We start from the raw sequence: 16,047 nt of genomic DNA, 5'->3' as shown, positions 1-16,047 counted from the left end.
GGCGGCGCGCACCGCGGACGGCCCGGCCCCCGGCGGCGAACGGCTCCGCGTCCTGATCGTCACCGAGTCCTTCGCCCCGCAGCTCAACGGTGTCGCCCACAGCGTCCTCCGGACCGCCGAACACCTCGTCGCCCGGGGCCACACCCCGGTGGTGGTGGCACCCGCCGTACGGGCACCAGCCGCGCGGGCCGCGCGACGGCACGCGGGCGACCTGCGCCGCGATCGGGCGTACGGCTACGAGGTGGTCCGCGTCCCGTCGGTGCCACTGCCCGGCTACCCGGAGGTGCGGGTCGCGCTCCCGGGGCGCGGGGTGGCCGACGCCATCGAGCAGCACCGCCCGCACGTGGTCCACCTGGCCAGCCCGTTCGCGCTCGGGGCGGTCGGCGCCGCGGCGGCCGACCGGGCGGGGATCCCGTCCGTGGCGGTCTACCAGACCGATCTGGCCGCCTACGCCAGGACCTACCTGCCGGCGCTGGGCGCGGCCGGGCCCCGGCTGGCCTGGTGGCGGCTGCGACGGGTGCACTCCCTGGCCGCGCGGACGCTGGCACCGTCGCGGGCTTCGCTGCGCGCCCTGCTGGCGCACGGCATCCCCCGGGTCCACCTGTGGCCGCGCGGCGTCGACTGCGCACGGTTCCACCCCCGCCACCGTGACGAGACCCTGCGCCGGCGTCTCGGCCGCCCCGGAGACGTCCTGGTCGGGTACGTCGGACGTCTGGCGCCGGAGAAGCACGTCGACCGGCTGGCGGAGGTGTCCCGGATCCCGGGGGTTCGGCTGGTGGTCGTCGGCGACGGCCCGTGCCGAGCCCGGCTGGAGGCCGCACTCCCGGACGCGGTCTTCCTGGGCCTCCGGTCCGGGCACGAACTCGCCCGGCTCTACGCCTCGTTCGACGCCTTCGTCCACGCGGGGCCGTTCGAGACCTTCGGCCAGACCCTCCAGGAGGCCATGGCGAGCGGGCTGCCCGTCGTCGCCCCGGCGGCCGGCGGACCGCTCGACCTCGTCCGCCCGGGGCACACCGGGTTCCTCGTCCCACCCGGCGCGGCGGACGGGTTCCGGGAGGCCGTCGAACGTCTCGCCCGCGACGACGAACTGCGGGCGGCGTTCGGGCGGGCGGGCCGTGCCTCAGCGACGCAGCGCAGCTGGGAGACGGTCGGCGACCGCCTCGTCGAGCACTACCGGCTCGCCCTCACCGAGACGGCCGGGCCACCCCTGCGCCGCTGAGCAGGCCGGCGGACCCGCCCCGAAGAAACGGACCACCATGCATCACCCCCTCGCCGCCGAGTACGTCCGCAGCCCCGCTCCGGCCGCCGACACCGCCGTCTTCCTGCACGGACTGGGCGGCTGGACCCACAACTGGGCCCACCTGATCGACCTGCTGCGGACCTCGGCGCACTGCCTGGCCCTCGACCTCCCGGGCTTCGGAAGGTCGGCACCCCCGCCCGACGGCGACGTCACCGTCGAACGCCAGGCCGCGGCCGTCGCCCGTCACCTCGACCGGACCGGGCACCACCGCGTGCACCTGGTCGGCAACTCCCTCGGCGGCCTGATCGCACTGCGCCTCGCCGCCCAACGACCCGACCTGGTCGCCACCTTGACCCTCATCTCGCCCGTGCTGCCGACGTTCCCGCCCGCCCCGGCCCTGCGGGTGGCCCTGCTCGGCCTGCCGGGCGCGCCACGGCTGCACTCCCGCCTCCTGGCCGCCCAGAGCCCCGACCGCCAACTGGACGACCTCTACCGCCTGATCTACGCGAACCCCGCCCTCGTCGGCACCGAACAGCGGTCGGTGGAGGCGCGCGAGCGCCGACGCCGCGCCGAACTGCCGTACGCGCAGGACATGCTGGCCGAAGGTGTGCGCTCGGTGGTCCACGCGTTCCTGCGACGGGGCGAGGCCTCCGCCTGGCACCTGGCGCGCCGCGTCACCGCCCCCACCCTGCTCGTCTACGGCCGGGACGACGCCCTCGTCCCCTTCCGTACGGCGCCCCGGGCCTACGCGGCCTTCCGCGACGCCCGCCTCCTCACCCTCCCCGGCGTCGGCCACGTCGCCATGCAGGAACGGCCGGCCCCCGTGGCCACGGCGATCCGCGCCCTGATCACCGGGTCGAGCCCGCGCGGCGCCGTCACTGTGCCGGAATCGCGCGCACCGGGTGCTTGCTCAGGATCGACACGCGGTTGAAGGCGTTGATGGCGATCGCCACCCAGATGACCGCCGAGATCTGGTCATCGGTCAGGACCTCGCGGGCGGCGCCGTAGGCGGCCTCCTGCGCGACGGCGTCCGACGGGTCGGTGGTCACCTCGGCCAGGGCGAGCGCGGCCCGCTCCTGCGGCGTGAACAGTTCGGTGTCGCGCCACGCGGGCAGCGTGCCCAGGCGCTGCGCGGTGTCACCGGCCTGAAGAGCGGCCCGGGTGTGCACGTTGAGGCAGTAGGCACACCCGTTGATCTGGGACACCCGCAGATTGACCAGCTCCACCAGCCTGCGGTCCAGCCCGGCCTCCGCCGCCCCCACCCCGGCCGCCTCGGCGGTCGCCCGCAACGCCCGGTAGGCCTGAGGGCTCTGCTTGTCGATGAACACCCGCCGGCGCACCGGGGCAGCGGTCACATCGGTGGTCACATCACTCACGGTAACTCCTCTGGCGGATCAGCAGATCAACGGATCACTCGTGGCCGGCATGTCACCGCACCATCATAGTTGAAAGTGAAACCACTTTGGAAGGCGACCGTCCGGGAGGCCGCAGCATGACCGTCATCGAAACCGACCCCGCCGACCCACGAGACCGTCTCCGGATGGGACTTTCGCATGTCACAGGCCCTGTGGCACCTCTGATGATCACCAAATGTCGGTCAAGGGGTGGGAATGGACAAGAAAAAGATCCTGATCGGATGCGGGGCGGTACTCGCCCTCGGCGCCGTCCTCTCGCTGTTCGAGGACAAGCCCGATAAGGCGACTGCCGAAGCGAAGCCGTCCGCGAGCGCCCCGGCGGCCCCGGGTCAGCAACCGGCCGACGAGGCCCCGAAGCCGACGTCCGCGATCCCCTCGCCGGACTCGGCGCAGACCGTCGCCCTGATGGCCGCCCTCAAGGCCGTGGACCCGGGTCTGGTCGCCAAGCAGGACCGCGCCGTCTCCCGAGCCCGTAACACGTGCCTGGACGCGCGCGAGAACAAGGACGCGGCGACGGTTCAGAAGAACACCAAGTCACGGTTCGAGGGCGGCACGGTGCCGTCTCTGACGGACGACCAGGCCGCACAGATCGTCACCGCGGTGAAGTCGACGTTCTGCGGCTGACCTGTGCCGTACAGGCCCCGTCCAGCACCGGGCGGGGCTCCGCTGCGGCGAGGATTGTCGGATAGATCAGTTCATCATGAGCACCCGGTGATGCCAACGGGCGTTCAGAAACCCCGCCCGGTCACGGCCGGGCGGGGTGCGGGCGGCCAGGGGGCCGGGGGGTGGCGGGGGTCGGCACCGGTCAGGGGGCCTGGGTGTCGGCTGCGGGTGGGGTGGGCGCGTCGTCGGCGTCGTCGGGCTCGTCGGCCTTGGCGCGGACGTCCTTCGGGGTGGGCGCCACGATGTTCCGTTCCTCCGCGGACCGCTCCCGTACGGTGTCGTCGCCGTCCCGCGAGGCGTCGTGCTCCGCGGGGGTGGTGCCCGTGTCGTGCGTGCTCATGGCGTAGCCCTTCTCAGGTCAGTCGGCAGATCCGGTGCGCTCTGGGGGCGGCCTCGCGGGCCCGGTGGTTGCTTCCTGCTCGAACCGGCGGGCCTGGCCGCTCCTCCTCGGGGTTGCCCCGGCGTCTACCCCGAACGCCGGTCGCGACGCGTTCGCACGGCCTCGGAGATCCGGTCGGCGGGCCCTGCCGTTCCTGGCGCCGCTCCGGCCACGACGCCACGACGGGATCCGGACCCGTGCAGGACCGGTGTTAAGGAGCCGTCCGGCGGGCGGCCGTGCGCCGCAGCACGATCTGGGGCAGGACGAGCCAGGTGGTGGTGAACCAGAGCAGGACGGCTGCGCTGAGGACCCAGGCGGCGACCGGGTTGCCGGTGGCGGTGCGCAGCAGGAGCAGCAGGGCGGCGGCGATGGTCAGGGCCAGGGTGACGAGGCCGGTGGCGATGAGGTGGCCGGCGACGTGGATGAGTTCGGGTTTCATGCCGCGGCCGGCGAGGAGGCGGTGGAAGGCCACGGGGGCGACGAGCGTGCCGGTGGAGAGGGCACCGAGGATGACGGTGGCGACGTAGAGGTCCTTGTCGAAGTCGGGCAGGCCGGCGAAGCGCGGGGTGAAGGCCACGCTGATGAGGAAGCCGAAGAGGATCTGCGCGCCGGTCTGGCACACCCGCACCTCCTGGAGCATCTCGCTCCAGAGCCGGTCGGCCCGTTCCTGGGGCGTCTCGTCCCTGCCCCCGCCGGGCGACTTGTCGTCCTTCAGCACGGTGTCGTCTCCCTGTGCGCGGATGCACGGATGCACGGATGCGCGGGTGCGCGGGTGCTCGATGCGGGCAGGTCGGCAGGCCCGCAGGTCAGGTGCCGGCCCTTCGGGCCGCCGGGTCAGGGGCGGTCTTCGTGGTGGCCGCAGAGCCAGGCCAGCGCTTGGTAGGCGCCCAGGGCGTACGCGGCGTTCGCGGCGTTCGCGCCCTCGTCTGCGCCGTCGCCCTCACCCGAGGCCGAGGCCAAGGCCGAGACGTCGCGCAGACGGACGGCGGCGGCCTGGCACTCGGCCAGGAGCTGCGCCCGGCACGGCCCGGTGGCGCCGAGCGCGGCGGCAGCGGTGAGGGGCGCCGCGACTTGGGCGCCGGCGGCCCATCGGTAGGCCCCCAGGATCCCGTGGTCGAAACCGGTCCACGGCTGCGGGCGGCCGTTGGCCGCCTCGATCGCGTCGAACACCTCGTCCAGTAGGCGCACCCCTACCGCCGGGATCGTCGTCTCGTCACTGGTCATGCCCGCAACCTACGTCGCCCGGACGCGGCCCGCCCCCGGGCGCCCGGTCCGTCCCGGGGCCGGCCGGACGGACGCTGGGCAATCGGGTGAACCCCACGACGGCCGCCGAGGTGGCGCCGGCGGGTCCGGATCCGGCTCGGAGCGCGGTGCGCAGCGCCGGGACCGGGTGGCGGCGGACCACTCAGTCGCCCGTTGCGGGCAAGGCGATGCGGCGCACCTGTCCGGCTTCCAGCTCGACGACGACGGCCAGCACCGGGCGCAGCCAGCGCACCATCGACCGCGCGCCCGGATGCGGCTTTCGCAGCCGTCCGGCGACGGGCGATCCGAGCTCCGCCCGCTCCTGCCCGGACAGCTCACGCGTCACCAGCCGCCGACCGTCGACGAGCACCACCAGCAACCGCCCCGGCTCGCCCGGTTTGCACGGTTTGCCCGGTTCGCCGACGGCCCCGACCACCCAGCCCCTCACCGCAGCCCGCCCGGACACCGTTCCAGCGCGGGCGGCACGATCATCGACGGACTCCTTCCGTGCACGAGGTGTGATCACCCGAGCATGGCAGCAGGCCCCGACGGGCGCGATCCATGCGGTCGTCGGTCCCACCGCTCTTCCAGGCGGGGCCGGGCCGAAACGGGGCAAGGGTGCTCGCCTCGAAAGGCCCACCCCCGGATGTGGGTCCGCCGGAGATGGCCGAGGCTCGGTGCATGGCATCGATCATCGTGCTCTTCGAGCTGGAGCCCGACGGGGCCATCGATGCCATCGCGGCCACTGGTGTGGAAAGTGCGGAAGATGCGGAAGGTGCCGAGCCCGCCGTGATCGCGGTGCACGCCGCCGGGGCCGATCCCGACGTGCCCGAGGACCCGCAGCCGTACACGCTGTGCGGGCTGGAGACCGGCCCGATGGAACACACCCACTACCGGCCGGTCCGGCCCGGCGAGCCCTGGTACCCGCCCACGCTCGCCGACCAGCGGTGCCAGGAGTGCGAGCGCGCCCTGCGCACGCAGTGACCGCAGTGACCGCAGTGCCCGCAGTGCCCGCAGTGCCCGCGTACGGCGCTCACAGTCCGGGCGCGTACGGCGCGATGCCGACGATGAGGATGTCGCGGCGGCCGCCGCCCCCGTCGTCGCCGAGGCGGACCGGGCCGACGTAGTGGCTGACGCGCCGGTCGTGGACGCCGTACCCGTCCAGCGGTTCGGTCAGGACGAAGCGGGTGTGGATGGCGTCGGCGGGCAGCGCGTCGGGTTGTCGGCCGGCGCTCTCCGGGGTGGCGATGACGTTCTCGCCCCCCTCGATGTTCCGGCGGCCGACGAGGTGGGCGAAGGTGAACGTGGCCGGTGAACCGCCGTCCTGGTGAAGGCAGTTCGGCGAGGACACCGCGACCTGGCCCCGGTCCTGCACGCCGAGCGCGATCAGGTGGATGCCGACGTAGACGGGCACGCGGTGCAGGTCCTCCAGCCACAGGGCGTGGTCGAGGTCGGCGCGGACGAGGGCGTCGAGCAGCCGGTTGCCGTGCAGGGCGGGCGGGATGTCGGGCAGCCGGCGGCGCAGCCGGGGGTACTCGGGGTTGTGCTCGTCCTGCCAGTACTCGGTGACGGTGCCGAACTCACCGTCGGGGGCACCGGGGATGTAGGACAGCGCGCCGGTCCAGGGCAGGTAGACGGCGTGCGAGTAACGGCGGAACCGGTTGGTCTCCCGCGCGTACGGGTCCGGGGGCAGGTCCCGGTAGGCGTCGGCGAGCCGGGCGAAGTCCTCCGCCAGTGCCTCGGGGTCGACGCCGAGGTCGGCGGCGCTCAGGCGGGCGTAGCCGTCGCGGCGCACCAGGCCGCCCCGTTCGGGGGTGCGGCCGTTCGGGTTCGGGGTGGCGTGCATCGGCTTCCCAAGGGGTTCGCGGGCGGCCGTCGGCGCGGTTCCGTCCCCCGGCCGCTCCCTGCCGGCTCCCTCCAAGCTGGCACGCCCGTCGCGGCCGCGCCGCAGTGGGGTCCGCCAGGCGGGTGACTGCGGCGGGGCGGCGTCCGGGGGGATCATGCAGCTCGCCAGGTCGTCCACCACCGCTGGCAGGCCTCCGGCTCGGTGTGCGGCGCGTTGGCGGTGGGCGCCGCTGCCCCGGGTGGCGAGCCGGTCGACGAAGGCGGTGACCCGTTCCAGGTCCCCCAGGTCCTCCAATGCGGCACCGATGTGCTCCAGCAGCCGCCGTGCGCGTTCCGGGGCGGGCAGCATCCGTCCGGTCAGGGCGTCCGCCCCCCGCCCCGGCCAGCCGTCGCGGCTGGCGTACCAGTAGGCGCCGCGCAGCAGCTCACCGCTCAGCCGGGGGCCCTGGTCGCCCTGCTCCGCCAAACGGGCGGAGGTCACCACCAGTCCCCGGACGACGGCCGCCAAGGCCACGGAGTCGACCGCCTCGGCCGGAACGTCCATGCACCGTACTTCCAGGGTCGGCAGGTTCGGGTGCGGGCGGGTGTCCCAGAACGGCAGCTCGGCGAAGGACATTCCACCGACGTCCGCCATGGCGGTGGCGAAGCGCCGGTAGTCGTCGAAGGATTCGACCCTCGGCGGCGGCCCGAGACCGGGGAACCGCAGGCGCAGCACCGACCGCCAGCTCGCGTACGCGGTGTCCCGTCCGGCGTGGAAGGGCGAGTTGGCGCTCATCTCGACCAGCAGCGGCAGCCATGGCCGCAGATGGTTGCCGACCAGGGCCGCCACCTCCCGGTCGGGCAGGAACACGTGGACGTGCAGGGCGCAGACGGCGAAGTCATCCATCATCGTCCGGAACAGTTTCACCCCGTCGCGGTACCGGGGGTGATCGCCCACCGGCGCCACGTCGCCGCCGATCACGGGCGTCGCGCTGGGGCAGACCTTCAGGTTCTCAGCCGTCGCGCACGCGGCCAGTTCGCGGCGCAGTCGCGTCAGCTCGGCGGACAGGTCGTCCATCGTGCTGCACGGCGGTGTCCGCACCTCGATCTGGAGGTCCGTGAACTCCCCGGACACCAGCTCCCCCAGCACGCCGGCGGCGCGGGCGGCCAGCCCCGGCCCGGCGGGCACCGCGGCGTGGGTGGCGGCGTCCACGAGGAAGTACTCCTCCTCCACCCCCACCGTCGGCGCCGGCTGCCGGTCGCGCCCCGCACCGTCCGGCACGGGACGCCGGGAGCCTTCCGCGCGTACCGCGTCGCTGCCGTCCACCCCACCAGCGTCACTCCCCCGGCCCGCGCCGTCATCCCGTACCTGCCGTCATCCCGTACCTGCCGTCATCCCGTACCTGCCATCGGTCCGGCCGCCGCGGACGTCCCGAAGGATGTGGCCCCGCGGACGAACGCGACGACGCCGACCGCCGCCACGCCGGTCGGGGCGCCCACGGGGGCACCGGGGTGCCAGGCCTCACCACGCGTCGCCATGGCCGTTGGAAGCAGGGTCGGGACCCGTCCGCCGGAGGTGGCCCGGGCTGGTCCGGATGCCACCGAGCGGGTGCGGCGGACCGGCCCAGCAGCGACGTTGAGAAGATGGACATCGTCGTCGTACTTGAGCTAGACATGCCGACCAACGTGCGGCTCCTCGGCCCCGACCACACCCCGGCGGACCCGGAGAGCCCGGTGCGCCGCGTGCACGCCGCCCCCGCGGAAGCCTCGGGCACCTGCGGCCGCCGCACCCTGTGCGGCCTGGACACCGACGGGATGACCCTCGCCCCGCACCGCTACGCCCACCAACCTCCAGCGCACTGGCTCACCTGCAGCACGTGCCAGGCCGCCAGACAGGGCCCCGCACCCGACGCCACCGAAGCGGCCGCCCAGGACCACCACGAGGACAACGCCCACCCGGCGGAAACCGCCGCGCGCTGAGCACCGCACCCACCGCGTCGAGCGCGCGGGCGGCGGCCGACGGCCGGTCGCCTCCTCAGCGCGAGCCGACCGCTTCGGACCGTGTGCGCAGCGCGGCGTCGACGCCCCGCAGGAGGTGTTCGAGGTCGTCGGGGTTGCGCGAGGTCACCAGCCGCCAGCCGTCGGCATCGTCCGTGACCAGGGGTTCGTCCGTCCCGGTGGCACCGGCGTTGGCGAGGTCGGTGCGCACGGAGGGGGAGGAGGTGAGCCGCTCGCCGTACGCGACACCCGCCTCGGCCGGCAGCCACGGCCCGTGGCAGATGGCGGCGACGGGACGCCCGGCGACGGTGAAGGCGACGGGACGTCCAGCGACGGTGAAGGCGAGCACGGTGTGGACGGCCGCCTGGCGGAGCCGGAGGGTGTCCGCGGTGATGGTGGCGCCCGGGACGAGCAGCAGGTCGTAGCCGGCGGGGCCACCTCGTCGAGGGTGTGCGCGGAGGTGTGCGGGCCCGGCGGGTGTGCGGGCCCGGCAGGTGTGCGGGCCCGGCAGGTGTGAACGGCGCCGGTGCGGGAAGCCGCCCGGCATGCTGCTGCTGCGACCACCGGGGGTCTATCCGCCGCAGGGGGACACCGAACTGCTGGCCGCCTGTGTGCGCCGGGAGGCGCTGGACGGCTCCAGCCGGGTGCTCGACCTGTGCACGGGGACGGGCGCCGTCGCGCTCGCGGCCGCGCGCAGCGGGGCACGGGTCACGGCGGTCGACCTGTCCGCCCGCGCCGTCGCGGCCGCCTGGTGCAACACCCGCCTGCACCACCGCCGGATCCGGCTGCACCGGGGCGACCTGCTGGCCCCGCTCTCCGGTGGCCGCTTCGACCTGGTGACCGCCAATCCCCCGTACCTCCCCACCGACCCCGGCAAGGAGTCTCCTGGCCGCGGCGCGGCCCTGGCCTGGGACGCCGGCCCGGACGGGCGGCTGGTCCTGGACCGGATCTGCCGGACGACTCCCCGCGTGCTGGCCGCCGGCGGCGTGCTGCTGATCGTGCAGTCCGCGCTCGCGGACGTCCCGGCCACCCTGGCGCTCCTGCGCGCGGCCGGGCTGCGCACGAGCGTGGCGGCGCGGCAGCGGCAGCCCTTCGGGCCGGTGCTGACGGCCCGCGCCGCCCTGTTCGAACGACTCGGGCTGATCGGGCCGGGCGAGCGCGAGGAGGAGCTGGCGGTGGTGCGCGGTGTCCGCGAACGCTGACCGGGACGTCACCCGGGTGGTCGTCGTGCCGGGCGGTCCCCTGCTGGTCGAGGGCCCGGTGGAGGTGGTCCTGCCGGACGGCACCCGGCGGGTCTCCGAGCGCCCGGTGGTGGCCCTGTGCGCCTGCCGGCGCAGCCGGACGTATCCGTTCTGCGACACCAGCCACCGGCGGCACGGCCGCCCGGCGCAAGGCTCGGGAGCACAAGAAGGCTCAGGAGCACGGCACGGCTCAGGAGGAGGCTCAGGAGGAGGAGTCGGCGAGGGGTGAGCGCAGGGAGGTCCGTCCGGCGCGCCAGCAGCCGAGCAGGTGGTCGGCGAAGCGGCGGTCGGCCGTCCCGGCGGCGGCGATGCCGAAGGCGATGTCCGGCGCCGACTCCGGTTCGGCGGCGAGCAGTTCCTCGATGACCCCGCGGCGCACCAGTTGCTCGTGGACGGCGTCGGCCTCGATGTGTTCGCGGTAGAACAGCGTGCCGTCCTGGCCGCCACCCAGGCGTTCCAGCGCGGCGGCCAGGCGGGCCGAGCCGGGCGAGGAGGTGATCTCGATGGCGGCGAACTGCCCGATGGCGGCGCCGCGCAGCACGCGGTGCAGGCCGAACAGCGTCATCAGGTTGACCGTCGCCAGCATGGGCGCGGGGACGACGTCCAGGTAGTGGCCGTACTCGGGGTCGAGGCCGAAGGCGGTCATCATCCGGGCGAACAGCAGGCAGTGCGCCCGCTCCGGGCGTCCGGCGCCGTACTCGTCGTAGGCGATCGCCATCAGCACCGCCTGGGCCGGCCCGTGGATCCTCGGCAGGACCCACAGTTGCGGATCGGCCTCCTTGAGGTGGTAGACGGACCGGTGCACCAGGTACTCCCGGGCGTGGTGGCGCTCGCCCTCGGCCAGCAGGAAGTGCGAGGGCCCGGTATCCTCCGACGGCTGCGTGAGCAGTTGCTCCAGCACCTCGGGCAACGCCGGTACGGGTTCCGTCTCGGCGCGCACCCTCGCCAGGAACGATCGCTCCAGCTCCCGTCGCAGGGCGAGCAGTTCCGGCTCCCACTCCCAGCCGGGGTGGACGCCCGGCAGGCCCCGGTCGTGGAGCTCGTAGCACAGGTGCAGCGCGAGCTGGTGGTCCTCCCCCCAGGGGTCGTGGAGCGGGCCCGGTGGCGCGAGCAGCCGTCCGGCGCCGGGCGGGCCGGCGGTCACCAGCCCGAGCACCGCCGCCGACAGCGGTCCGCGCGGTCCGGGCAGACCGGGCGGGCCTGGCAGGCCGCTCATCCGCCGCTCCCCCGGCCATCGGCGCAGGCGCAGAGCACGGCGAAGGCGACCGCGAGGGCCAGCGCCCAGCAGCCCGTGAAGGCCCACAGGACAGGTGGCTCCGCCGTCCGGAGTCCGGCCGCGAGCAGGCCGAGCGACAGCAGAGCGAGCCCGAGAACAGGGCCCGGCCGTACCCCGCGCATCATGTCCCAGGCGCTGCTGCGCAGTCCGAGGCCGAACCTGTGCAGCCGTGCTTCCAGGACGCGGTCGCGGCGCAGCTCCCGTTCGATCCCGAGCAGCGCCTCCTGCTCGCGTCCGTCCATGGTGCGTCCTCCTCGCGGGGTCATCCGTCGTGGTCCGGCGGAGCGGCTACCCGGGAAGCGCGAAGGCTAACGCCGCCGCCGGCAGCGCGGCCTGCCGGAGGAGGGCCGCCCGCCCGCCGAGGAGCACTGCGTGCGGGACCGCCCGCCGTTACATTGAGGCGCAGGGGCGGCAGAAGGGGCGGGAGATCCCGAACGGGGTGGCTGATGCACTCGATCACCGACTGGCTGGACGGCCTGTCCGGCCCGATCGTGTACGCGGTCGTCGCCGCCCTCGTCTTCGCCGAGGACGCCCTCTTCTTCAGCTTCCTCATCCCCGGTGAGAGCGCCGCCGTCCTCGGCGGTTTCCTCGCCCACCAGGGCAGGGTGTCCATCGGCTGGCTGGTCCTCGCCGTGGTCTGCGCGGCCGTCCTGGGGGACTCCGTCGCCTACGAGATCGGCCGCCACATCGGCCCGGCGGTCCTCGACACGCGCATGCTGCGGCGTCATGAGGAGCAGGTCGACAAGGCCCGTGACCTGATCCGCCGACGGGGGCCGGCGGCCGTCTTCTTCGGCCGCTTCGTCGCCTTCTTCCGCCCCGTGGTGCCCACGCTGGCCGGCGTCTCCCGCATGCCGTACCGCCGTTTCCTCCTCTTCAACGCCCTCGGGGGCCTGGCCTGGGGCGTCGGGTTCACGCTCCTCGGCTACTTCGCCGGGGCCGCCTACACCAAGATCGAGGGCACCGTCGGCGGCGTCGTCGCCGCCCTGCTCGCCGCGGTGGTCGTCATCGCCCTCGTCGTCTGGCGCGTGCGCCGCCACAGGTCCTCAGCCCGTACGCGGTCCCGCCGTACGCAGTCCCGCGCGGCCCGGGACGAGAAGCACTGACGGCCGGACCGCCCAACTGACCTCACCGCGCGCGCAGGGGGCCGGGACCCGCCCCCGCCCCGATCCCGGCCCCGCACGTCGCGGTCGGCAGGGCCCCGTCAGTGCTGGTTCTCGGCCTGGAACATCCAGCTGTGCTTCTCCAACTCGGCCGTGAGTCCGATCAGGAGGTCCTGACTGACGGGATCCGCCGGGCCGGTCTCGTCGATGCGCACCCGCATCCGTTCGATCACGGCGGCGAAGGCCTTCACCAGGTTCTGGACGGCCGTCACGTCGGCCGTCCAGCCCTCGGGGAAGTCGGGCAGGTTGCTGGTGGCGGCGATCGTGGCGGCCCGCCCGTCCGGGCTGACCCCGATCGCGGCGGCACGCTCGGCCACCTGGTCGGCGTAGTCGCGCGCGGTGGCGACCACGTCGTCGAGCTGGAGGTGGACGGAGCGGAACCGGGGCCCGTAGAGGTTCCAGTGCGTCTGCTTCGCCACCAGGGACAGGTCCAGCAGGTCGACCAGGGTGCCTTGGAGGGCCTCCCCGGTCGTCTTGCGTTCGCTGTCCGGCAGCGGGCTGCTGATGACGATACCCATCGCTGAGTTCCTTCCGGGTCGGGGGAGCCGTCGGCCGGCCCCCGCGGTGCTGGCGGGCCCTCCACCCGGCGGTTCGGCCTCGACGGGCCGTTCTCGGATTCCGGAGGACGGTGCTCCGAGGCGCCGGGGCGTCCGGGACGCCGGGGCGTCCGGGACGAGGACGAACGACCGGCCGGGCAGTGGGACCACGCGGCGGCTGCCCCTTCTCGCCGGACGGAAACCACCCGCCTCGCGCCGGGAACCGCGCGGGAGCGGTCCGTGCACGATCGAACACGTCGCGCACGCGGGTTTCCGGGATCAGGGCCATGAATCGGCCCGGGGCGGGTAGCCGAGCGCTGCCGCCGCCGGCACTCGGTGCCGCTGCGGGCAACCCGGCGCCACTGCCAGAAACGGAGTCCGTCGCATGACCGTCGTCACCTCCTGGTCCACCGCCGTCACGCTGCCCGAAGGCCCGTTCCCCGATGTGACCGTCGAGGCGCAACTGCGCTTCGACACCTCGCTGCCGTACGCGGTGTGCCTGGTCTTCCCGCCCCTCGGGGGCGGCGGGGAGGCGCAGTGGGTCTTCGCGCGTGACCTGCTGAACGAGGGCCGCCACGCCCCCGCCGGCCACGGGGACGTGACGGTCGCGCCCGGGCGGGCCGGCCGGGTCCTGGTCACCCTGTGCGCCGAGAACGGCCGGGCCGTGATCAGCATCCCCGCGGACGCCGTGACGGCCTTCCTCCTCGACTCCTTCACCCTGGTACCGGCCGGCACCGAATCCGACCACCTCGACATCGACGCCGTCCTCGACCGGATCCGGTCCTGACCCGCCACGGCCGACGGCGGCGACCGCTCGGTGAAGGGCCGGGTGTGCCCGGGGAGGGAACCGAACCCATTCCGCCGCGGGCGGGATGGTTTGCCCGGCCCGCAGAGCGGTACACGCGGATCATGGGCGCGGCCGGAGAAACGACGGCTCCACCACCCCCGGACGGTTCCGGCATCACCATCGAGCGGCCGGACCGCCCCTCCTGACAACCGTCCCCGTCACCACATGGGAGGACCTCGTGATCGTCCTCGGCGTCATCCTGCTCATCGTCGGTTTCGTCACCGGGATCTCGATCCTGTGGACCATCGGCATCATCCTGGCCGTCATCGGCCTCGTCCTGTGGATCGCGGGCTCCGTCGGGCACGCCGTCGGCGGGCGTCGTCACTACTACTGATCCACTCGTCCTATTTTCTGCACCACCCGCCCCATCCCCTGAACCGCCCGTTCACCGGCTCGTGCGGCTGTCGGCCCCGGCACCACGTGGGTGCCGCCGCCGACAGCCGCACGGCGCCGTCAGCCGCACGGCGCCGCCCGCCGTCCTCAACGGCGGAGGCGGCCGGCCCTCAACGGCGGTGGCGGCCGGCGCTGCGGCCGGGCGCCGGGACCACGCCCGGGGCGGGGAGGAACAGCCGGGCGACCTCGCGGCCCAGGTTCACGCCGATCGCCACCGCCATCGCCGTGGCCGTGGCGCGCCCGACGCCGACGAGCCCGATCTCGGGCTCGCCCCGGACGAAGGCGAGCAGCCCGAAGTACAGCAACGAGCCGGGCAGCAGCGGCCCCAGTGCCGCGGTGACGTACGGCAGCGAGGAGCTTCCCCGGTAGCGGGCCATGAGCTGGCCGGACAGGCCCACCAGCCCGGCGGCGAGGCCGGTGGCCATGATGGGCTCACCGCCGGCGTTGACCAGCACCCCGTACGTCGTCCAGCCGACCCCGCTGTTGAGCAGGACGGCCGGCAGCGTGCCCGGCTCGGTGTTGAGCAGCACCGCGAAGGTCAGGGTGAGCAGGAGCGCCGCCACCAGTTGGAGCGGCGGGTTCGACGCCGCGACCGGGACGGGCCGGGCCGCCAGGTCGGCGCCGTTGTTGACGCCGATGTAGAGCACGGTCATCACCCCGACCACCACTCCGGCCATCATGTACAGCGTTTCCATCAGGCGTGCGGCCGCGGTGAGGTAGAAACCCGCGAGGCCGTCCTGCGCCGCCGCCACCATGGGCCATCCGGGCAGGAGCGTGTACAGCCCTCCGGTGATCACCACCGATCCGCCCAGGTTCAGCCCGTTGAAGGACAGCAGGATGCCGATCGCCGCCGCCGGGGTCGCGGCCGTCGCGATCCGGTAGAACTCCGGGAGGTCGTGGCGTCCGACCAGCGCCGCGAGCCGGTCGCCGGCCAGTGCCGCGGCGACGGCGCTGACGAACACCAGCCAGGCCCGGGCGTCGGCCCGGCCGCCGACCAGCAGCGTCGCGGCACCGGCCAGCAGGCCGGAGGACAGGACCAGGAGCCAGGCGGGGTAGCGGCGGCAGTGCCGGCGCACGGCCCTCAGCCGGTGGTGGGCGTCGTCGACGACGAGTCCGCCGGTCGTGATCTCGGTGACCAGCCGGAAGAGCACGGCCAGCCGCGCGTAGTCCCCGGCCGGGTGGCGCACGGACCGCTCGACCGTCACGGGTGGCTCCGAGGGGCCCGGCTGGTACGAGATCGCCACCCGGGTGAACGTGACCTGGGGGTCGCAGGGCTGGGCCCGGTAGGCCTGCGCGACGGCGAGCATGGCGGCCTCGACGTCCTCAGCGGCCTCGCCGCAGGCCAGCATCAGCTCGCCCACCAGCAGCGCGAGGTCCAGGACGGCGGCCACCGCGGCCGGCCCCGGGTCGTCCGCGCCGGGTTCGCCGGTCACCAGCGGGCGGTCGGTGGTCGGGGTGCGCAGCAGCGGCAGCATCAGGTCCGGCCAGGCCGCCGTGCCGTCGGCATCGGCGGATCCGCTCGCCGCCCCGGGCGGCGCCGGCCGGCCGGGAGCTCGGCCTTCCCCCGGAACTCGACCTTCCCCTGGGGCGGGGGCGGCCCCGGGGGCCTCCTCCGGACTCGACTGGGGCGGGACTCTTCCGGTCCGGCTCGCCGGCCCGTCCGTTTCGGCCCGCACGCCGAACTGCTCGTGTTCCGGCATCGTCGCTCCCTGCAACACCCCCCACCTGGTGACCTTTCGCACCCATTCGACTACCCGCAGCCATCATTTCGTGAACGTCTCGACCGGAGCGCGGGGGTCCGTTCACGCCCGCCGTTCGTGGGCCGACCCGCCG

General features: G+C 74.4%; 21 protein-coding genes. 10 read left to right on the top strand and 11 right to left on the bottom strand.

Annotated features, from left to right (window positions below; all coding sequences use genetic code 11):
- Nucleotides 1-52: 52 nt before the first annotated feature.
- Together ACIO9K_RS21390 and ACIO9K_RS21385 are read left to right on the top strand one after the other, a co-directional pair.
- Nucleotides 53-1,219, top strand: coding sequence for a glycosyltransferase family 4 protein (locus tag ACIO9K_RS21390; protein WP_400332203.1), 1,167 nt, complete (start codon nt 53-55; stop codon nt 1,217-1,219).
- Between the two features lie 37 nt (nt 1,220-1,256).
- Entirely contained in the window at nt 1,257-2,171 is a 915-nt protein-coding gene (locus tag ACIO9K_RS21385) for an alpha/beta fold hydrolase (protein WP_400331965.1), read from the top strand.
- Here ACIO9K_RS21385 and ACIO9K_RS21380 read toward each other — a convergent pair.
- A complete protein-coding gene (locus ACIO9K_RS21380) occupies nt 2,116-2,616 on the bottom strand; it encodes a carboxymuconolactone decarboxylase family protein (protein WP_363584402.1) in 501 nt (166 codons plus the stop codon). The two genes, ACIO9K_RS21385 and ACIO9K_RS21380, sit on opposite strands and share 56 nt — an antisense overlap.
- A 234-nt stretch (nt 2,617-2,850) precedes the next feature.
- On the opposite strand from ACIO9K_RS21380, the gene ACIO9K_RS21375 reads away from it, so the two are divergent.
- A complete protein-coding gene (locus tag ACIO9K_RS21375; RefSeq protein WP_400331962.1) occupies nt 2,851-3,279 on the top strand; it encodes a hypothetical protein in 429 nt (142 codons plus the stop codon).
- A 181-nt stretch (nt 3,280-3,460) separates the two neighbouring features.
- Here ACIO9K_RS21375 and ACIO9K_RS21370 read toward each other — a convergent pair whose 3' ends face one another.
- From ACIO9K_RS21370 to ACIO9K_RS21355, 4 genes are all read right to left on the bottom strand, one after another.
- Nucleotides 3,461-3,658 carry a hypothetical protein gene (locus tag ACIO9K_RS21370; RefSeq protein WP_363584400.1) on the bottom strand — a complete coding sequence of 66 codons (198 nt, stop codon included), beginning with the start codon at nt 3,656-3,658 and terminating at the stop codon, nt 3,461-3,463.
- Between the two features lie 250 nt (nt 3,659-3,908).
- A complete protein-coding gene (locus tag ACIO9K_RS21365; RefSeq protein WP_363622699.1) occupies nt 3,909-4,415 on the bottom strand; it encodes a DUF6328 family protein in 507 nt (168 codons plus the stop codon).
- 116 nt (nt 4,416-4,531) lie between these two features.
- On the bottom strand, nt 4,532-4,921 hold the full coding sequence (locus ACIO9K_RS21360; RefSeq protein WP_363622697.1) for a hypothetical protein: 390 nt from the start codon (nt 4,919-4,921) through the stop codon (nt 4,532-4,534).
- 181 nt (nt 4,922-5,102) lie between these two features.
- On the bottom strand, nt 5,103-5,375 hold the full coding sequence (locus ACIO9K_RS21355) for a hypothetical protein (protein ID WP_363622695.1): 273 nt from the start codon (nt 5,373-5,375) through the stop codon (nt 5,103-5,105).
- Nucleotides 5,376-5,620: 245 nt separating this feature from the next.
- Here ACIO9K_RS21355 and ACIO9K_RS21350 point away from each other — a divergent pair, with 245 nt between their 5' ends.
- On the top strand, nt 5,621-5,923 hold the full coding sequence (locus ACIO9K_RS21350; RefSeq protein WP_400331957.1) for a hypothetical protein: 303 nt from the start codon (nt 5,621-5,623) through the stop codon (nt 5,921-5,923).
- A 49-nt stretch (nt 5,924-5,972) separates the two neighbouring features.
- Here the strand turns inward: ACIO9K_RS21350 and ACIO9K_RS21345 are convergent, their stop codons facing one another.
- Nucleotides 5,973-8,090 (bottom strand): YbdK family carboxylate-amine ligase, encoded by a 2,118-nt coding sequence (locus ACIO9K_RS21345; RefSeq protein WP_400331954.1) that lies wholly within the window; start codon nt 8,088-8,090, stop codon nt 5,973-5,975.
- Between the two features lie 317 nt (nt 8,091-8,407).
- Here ACIO9K_RS21345 and ACIO9K_RS21340 point away from each other — a divergent pair, with 317 nt between their 5' ends.
- Nucleotides 8,408-8,743 carry a hypothetical protein gene (locus ACIO9K_RS21340; protein WP_400331952.1) on the top strand — a complete coding sequence of 112 codons (336 nt, stop codon included), beginning with the start codon at nt 8,408-8,410 and terminating at the stop codon, nt 8,741-8,743.
- 55 nt (nt 8,744-8,798) lie between these two features.
- Here ACIO9K_RS21340 and ACIO9K_RS21335 read toward each other — a convergent pair whose 3' ends face one another.
- Nucleotides 8,799-9,308, bottom strand: coding sequence for a DJ-1/PfpI family protein (locus tag ACIO9K_RS21335; protein WP_400331949.1), 510 nt, complete (start codon nt 9,306-9,308; stop codon nt 8,799-8,801).
- On the opposite strand from ACIO9K_RS21335, the gene ACIO9K_RS21330 reads away from it, so the two are divergent.
- Nucleotides 9,307-9,963 carry a HemK2/MTQ2 family protein methyltransferase gene (locus tag ACIO9K_RS21330; RefSeq protein ID WP_400331946.1) on the top strand — a complete coding sequence of 219 codons (657 nt, stop codon included), beginning with the start codon at nt 9,307-9,309 and terminating at the stop codon, nt 9,961-9,963. The two genes, ACIO9K_RS21335 and ACIO9K_RS21330, sit on opposite strands and share 2 nt — an antisense overlap.
- Complete coding sequence (locus ACIO9K_RS21325) at nt 9,947-10,231, top strand: CDGSH iron-sulfur domain-containing protein (protein WP_400331943.1); 285 nt, start codon at nt 9,947-9,949, stop codon at nt 10,229-10,231. Before ACIO9K_RS21330 ends, ACIO9K_RS21325 begins: the two co-directional genes overlap by 17 nt.
- On the opposite strand, the gene ACIO9K_RS21320 is transcribed toward ACIO9K_RS21325, so the two are convergent.
- Both ACIO9K_RS21320 and ACIO9K_RS21315 read right to left on the bottom strand, forming a co-directional pair.
- On the bottom strand, nt 10,205-11,218 hold the full coding sequence (locus ACIO9K_RS21320; RefSeq protein ID WP_400331940.1) for an iron-containing redox enzyme family protein: 1,014 nt from the start codon (nt 11,216-11,218) through the stop codon (nt 10,205-10,207). The two genes, ACIO9K_RS21325 and ACIO9K_RS21320, sit on opposite strands and share 27 nt — an antisense overlap.
- Entirely contained in the window at nt 11,215-11,520 is a 306-nt protein-coding gene (locus ACIO9K_RS21315) for a hypothetical protein (RefSeq protein WP_400331937.1), read from the bottom strand. The genes ACIO9K_RS21320 and ACIO9K_RS21315 overlap by 4 nt, the downstream gene beginning before the upstream one ends.
- A 204-nt stretch (nt 11,521-11,724) precedes the next feature.
- Here ACIO9K_RS21315 and ACIO9K_RS21310 point away from each other — a divergent pair, with 204 nt between their 5' ends.
- Nucleotides 11,725-12,381: a DedA family protein gene (locus ACIO9K_RS21310; protein ID WP_400331934.1), complete on the top strand. Its 657-nt coding sequence runs from the start codon at nt 11,725-11,727 to the stop codon at nt 12,379-12,381.
- A 98-nt stretch (nt 12,382-12,479) separates the two neighbouring features.
- Here ACIO9K_RS21310 and ACIO9K_RS21305 read toward each other — a convergent pair whose 3' ends face one another.
- Entirely contained in the window at nt 12,480-12,956 is a 477-nt protein-coding gene (locus ACIO9K_RS21305) for a DNA starvation/stationary phase protection protein (protein ID WP_363584375.1), read from the bottom strand.
- 403 nt (nt 12,957-13,359) lie between these two features.
- On the opposite strand from ACIO9K_RS21305, the gene ACIO9K_RS21300 reads away from it, so the two are divergent.
- Together ACIO9K_RS21300 and ACIO9K_RS21295 are read left to right on the top strand one after the other, a co-directional pair.
- Nucleotides 13,360-13,761 carry an SsgA family sporulation/cell division regulator gene (locus tag ACIO9K_RS21300; RefSeq protein ID WP_363622675.1) on the top strand — a complete coding sequence of 134 codons (402 nt, stop codon included), beginning with the start codon at nt 13,360-13,362 and terminating at the stop codon, nt 13,759-13,761.
- A 238-nt stretch (nt 13,762-13,999) separates the two neighbouring features.
- Nucleotides 14,000-14,155 carry a DUF6131 family protein gene (locus ACIO9K_RS21295; RefSeq protein WP_363584371.1) on the top strand — a complete coding sequence of 52 codons (156 nt, stop codon included), beginning with the start codon at nt 14,000-14,002 and terminating at the stop codon, nt 14,153-14,155.
- 169 nt (nt 14,156-14,324) lie between these two features.
- Here ACIO9K_RS21295 and ACIO9K_RS21290 read toward each other — a convergent pair whose 3' ends face one another.
- Nucleotides 14,325-15,689, bottom strand: a complete 1,365-nt coding sequence (locus tag ACIO9K_RS21290; RefSeq protein WP_363622673.1) for a threonine/serine exporter family protein — start codon at nt 15,687-15,689, stop codon at nt 14,325-14,327.
- Between the last annotated feature and the right edge of the window lie 358 nt (nt 15,690-16,047).

This window comes from Kitasatospora sp. NPDC087271 (genome assembly GCF_044744605.1).
GTDB lineage: Bacteria > Actinomycetota > Actinomycetes > Streptomycetales > Streptomycetaceae > Kitasatospora.
Note: the sequence above shows the minus strand (reverse complement) of the source record. Positions and strands in the feature narration are given on the sequence as shown.